General features: G+C 66.7%; 6 protein-coding genes. All 6 read left to right on the forward strand.

From position 1 onward, the window contains the following. Window positions 1-527 (forward strand): NlpC/P60 family protein (locus MX659_RS08985; protein ID WP_267193159.1); only part of this gene is annotated, 527 nt, incomplete at its 5' end. A 52-nt stretch (window positions 528-579) separates the two neighbouring features. Then, window positions 580-1,206 carry a hypothetical protein gene (locus MX659_RS08990; protein WP_267193160.1) on the forward strand — a complete coding sequence of 209 codons (627 nt, stop codon included), beginning with the start codon at window positions 580-582 and terminating at the stop codon, window positions 1,204-1,206. Between the two features lie 118 nt (window positions 1,207-1,324). Then, window positions 1,325-1,747 (forward strand): hypothetical protein, encoded by a 423-nt coding sequence (locus tag MX659_RS08995; protein ID WP_267193161.1) that lies wholly within the window; start codon window positions 1,325-1,327, stop codon window positions 1,745-1,747. Window positions 1,748-1,782: 35 nt separating this feature from the next. Next, window positions 1,783-2,136 (forward strand): hypothetical protein, encoded by a 354-nt coding sequence (locus tag MX659_RS09000; RefSeq protein WP_267193162.1) that lies wholly within the window; start codon window positions 1,783-1,785, stop codon window positions 2,134-2,136. Window positions 2,137-2,392: 256 nt separating this feature from the next. Next, on the forward strand, window positions 2,393-2,854 hold the full coding sequence (locus tag MX659_RS09005) for a hypothetical protein (protein WP_267193163.1): 462 nt from the start codon (window positions 2,393-2,395) through the stop codon (window positions 2,852-2,854). Between the two features lie 20 nt (window positions 2,855-2,874). Then, window positions 2,875-3,084: hypothetical protein (locus MX659_RS09010; protein WP_267193164.1), on the forward strand; the 210-nt coding region annotated here is incomplete at its 3' end.

Below are 3,084 nucleotides of genomic sequence, written 5' to 3' on the forward strand. Positions count from 1 at the left end.
TGGGCAAGGTGGATCCGAGCGGGGAGGCCATGCGCATGGCGCTGCTGAGCACCTCTGCTTGGCTCACCGTGAGAGCGAGGATTCTCGGCGCGGTCGACTATGTCTTGCGTCACGCCAAGGGATACGGGCCCGAGCCCGGCTACAAGAATCCGGACGGCTTCATCGACTGCTCTGGCCTCGTGACGTTCGTCATGATTCGGGCAGGGCTCTTCCCACATGCCGCGTTGCACGGCTGGAACACTGGTAGAATCCGCAGCATGGCGCCTCGAAAAGGACAGCCGAGCGTGCGCTACTTTGACAGAAGCAGGGGGATGCCGTATCAGGTCGGAGACATCTTGTGGGCTCCGGGGAGGCGGTTCGGCCATGTTGCAATCGTGGTCTCCGATGGGCCAGATCCATGGATAGCGGAGTCCTCACCCCGTTACAGAGGCCCCACGAAGCACAGGCTCAACGCGCGCCTCAGGACATGGAAACCTCAAGAGAGTCTGCGATTCTTCATCAAGGTCGCGCACAACGTGATTCGATAGGGGGGTGCTTGAGGTGGCGGATGGTTACTCTCCCGCAAACAGGCGGCGGGCCTTGTCGTGCGTGGCGTTCGTGCTCGTCGTCTCGTGCGTCTTGACGGTCGGCTGCGCGGGCTGCTCCACGCAGGAGAGGACCGACGGGCGGCTGGCAGACGACGCCGGCGCCGGCCAGGCGCAGGAGGCCCGACCGGACCGCGCCTCCCTGCTCGGGCGGGCGCTTCAAGACCTCGCGCTTCTCGGAGACGCCGCGTGCTCCGAAGGCGACGCGCGCGGGTGCTCCGATGGCAGCTTCTTCGCGCTCGTCCTGTCGGTCGATCCCGGCTCGAACGCAGTGGTGGCCGACCCGGTCGAGTACTACACGGGAGCGGGCGCGGCAGCAGCGGCCGCCCGCGACGGGCGCCGGCTCAACGAGGACGAGGGCGTGTACGTCCGGAACCGCGACGCCGCGAGGCTCGAGCTCCCCTTCGCCGAGGATGCGGTCGTTGTCCTGTGGTACCCGCCGGAGACCGTCCCGAGCTTCGGCCGCCCGTCTGCCGCCGCGCTTGGCGCGCTCACAACGGAGGAGTTCGCAGCCGAGTACGCGCGGGACGAGCCGCGCCGCGCCTCGCTCGCCTTCGCGGGGGCACGCCTCGTCGTCCAGGGCGGCCGGATCACGACGCTGATCGAGAACCCGACGCCGTAAGCGGTGAGGGGCAGGTGCGCTGGACGCTGCTGCGATTCCGCAGGGGGCTCGCCTCACCAAGGACCCCGCCAAGGCAGACGGCGAAGAGAGCCCGTACCAGTACTGCGGAGGCGACCCGGTGGGGAAGGTGGATCCGAGCGGGAACAAGTCGTTATGGGCGTGGTTCTGCAGCATTCCGCTAGATACCCTGTATCGTTGGTACGACCGGTTTCTCGGGGTATCGAAGGCAGCGTTCAAAGCCATGGACTACAGGGATGCCTACCGGCTTATCGCAGCCGTGCGGTATCTGAAGCGCAACTGGAGGGTCAGGGCCAGAGCGATTTGGAAGGCCTATGTGCTGCAGGACCCAGGGACGCTGAGGTACTACCTGGAACTGCAGTCGATCGCTTCCACATACTCGCGAGGCTGGAACCTGCCCTTTGATTCCGTGCCGGACGAGACGCGGGTCTGGACGATTCGGAACCATGCTCCCGAGTACAAACGTTGGGTCGTGAAGGAAGCAGGGAAGCTGTGTGTGCTTGGTGTCTCCGTGGCATACTGACTCGGTCGACTGAGGTGAGGGCGTAGGGAGGATCGATGAGGGCGTGGGTCATGCGGGTCGGTCTAGCTGCGGCCGTTGTGGCCCTGCTCGTGGGGGCGAACGTTTGGCTGGGCGGGTGGTCGGGCGTCCGCGCCGAGAAGGTGCTCTCAGCCGGACAGTCGCTGGTCATGGACTCCGGCGTCACGCTGACCGTGCCCGAGGGTTGGTCCGGCAGGTGGGTCCGCTACTGGCATGTGCCGTTGTGGCTTCCTGTCGGTGATGCTGCAGACCTGGGTCGAAGCGACTATGTGTTGCTGAAAGGCGAGGCAGGCGGGGAGCAGGTGATGGTCTCCATCACGTCGTTCCGTCGTGGCGGCAAGGGAGCGCAGCGGGTCTTGTCGCAGCTCTAAACACACTACGGCTCGGGCGACACGCAATCGGGTTGGCTTGAGACTGCCGACACTAGCATGGAAGCCGATGCAATCGCCGTGCTCCGTGGCTCCTCGTCTCGGTATGTGGTGGTGATGGCAGTGACATCCTTGAAGAAGCTGGACAGGAAGCAAGCTGCTGCGACGGTGTTCCGGGTGTTGTCGGTTTCGGGTGCGCACTTGCCGAACGAGTGAACGGCGCGGCGCTCTCCTGCACGCGTGCTCGGGCGACCGAGACATGACGCTCGCCCCGGGAGACTCGTTCGAGCTGGCCGAGGGATGGACGGTGACGGTTCCGAAGGGCGCCAGCGCGATCGCGCAGGTCTACGGGCGGTCGGGCGGAGGCGGCCGTCCGCTCCGCGGCGCGACGGTCTCTTCGGAGGCGGGCAGCTGGTCCGTCGACGCGTACGACGCCGATGGGCTGCGCCGTCTTCTCGACCGGGTCGCGGACGCGAAGAACGTGGTCTGGCGCGGGGCGGCCGCGCTTCAGTCCGGCGAGGCGTCGATGGTCGTGCTGTCCGGCGAAGCGGCCGGTTCCGGGTTCCACGTGCTGCACGTGTACATCCAGCAACGCGATGAGAAGCCGGGGCTGTCCGTCTCGGGAAGCGGCTCTCGTCTGGAGCAGGCATCGCGCGCCGGGGCTCACGGGCCGGATCTCCTGGAGCTTGCGTTCGAGCAAAGCGGCCTTCAGGAGCGCTGACATCGCGAGCGCGGCGGAGCTTGCGCTCCGTACCTAGGAATCCCTCGCTGACGTACCGCGCGGCTGCATCCGCTGCGCTGCAAGGGACGCCCGCTTCTCCGCAGGCCGTCCGCTTTACCTACGACGACGCGGACCGCCTTGTCGGCTGCTCCGACGCGTCCCAGGGCGTGTCTGCGAGCTACGCCTACCAGCGCCTGCGCTCGGTGGTGGCCTCAGGCTCGCTCGTTACG

This window comes from Parvivirga hydrogeniphila, assembly GCF_023371205.1.
Classification (GTDB): domain Bacteria; phylum Actinomycetota; class Coriobacteriia; order Anaerosomatales; family Anaerosomataceae; genus Parvivirga; species Parvivirga hydrogeniphila.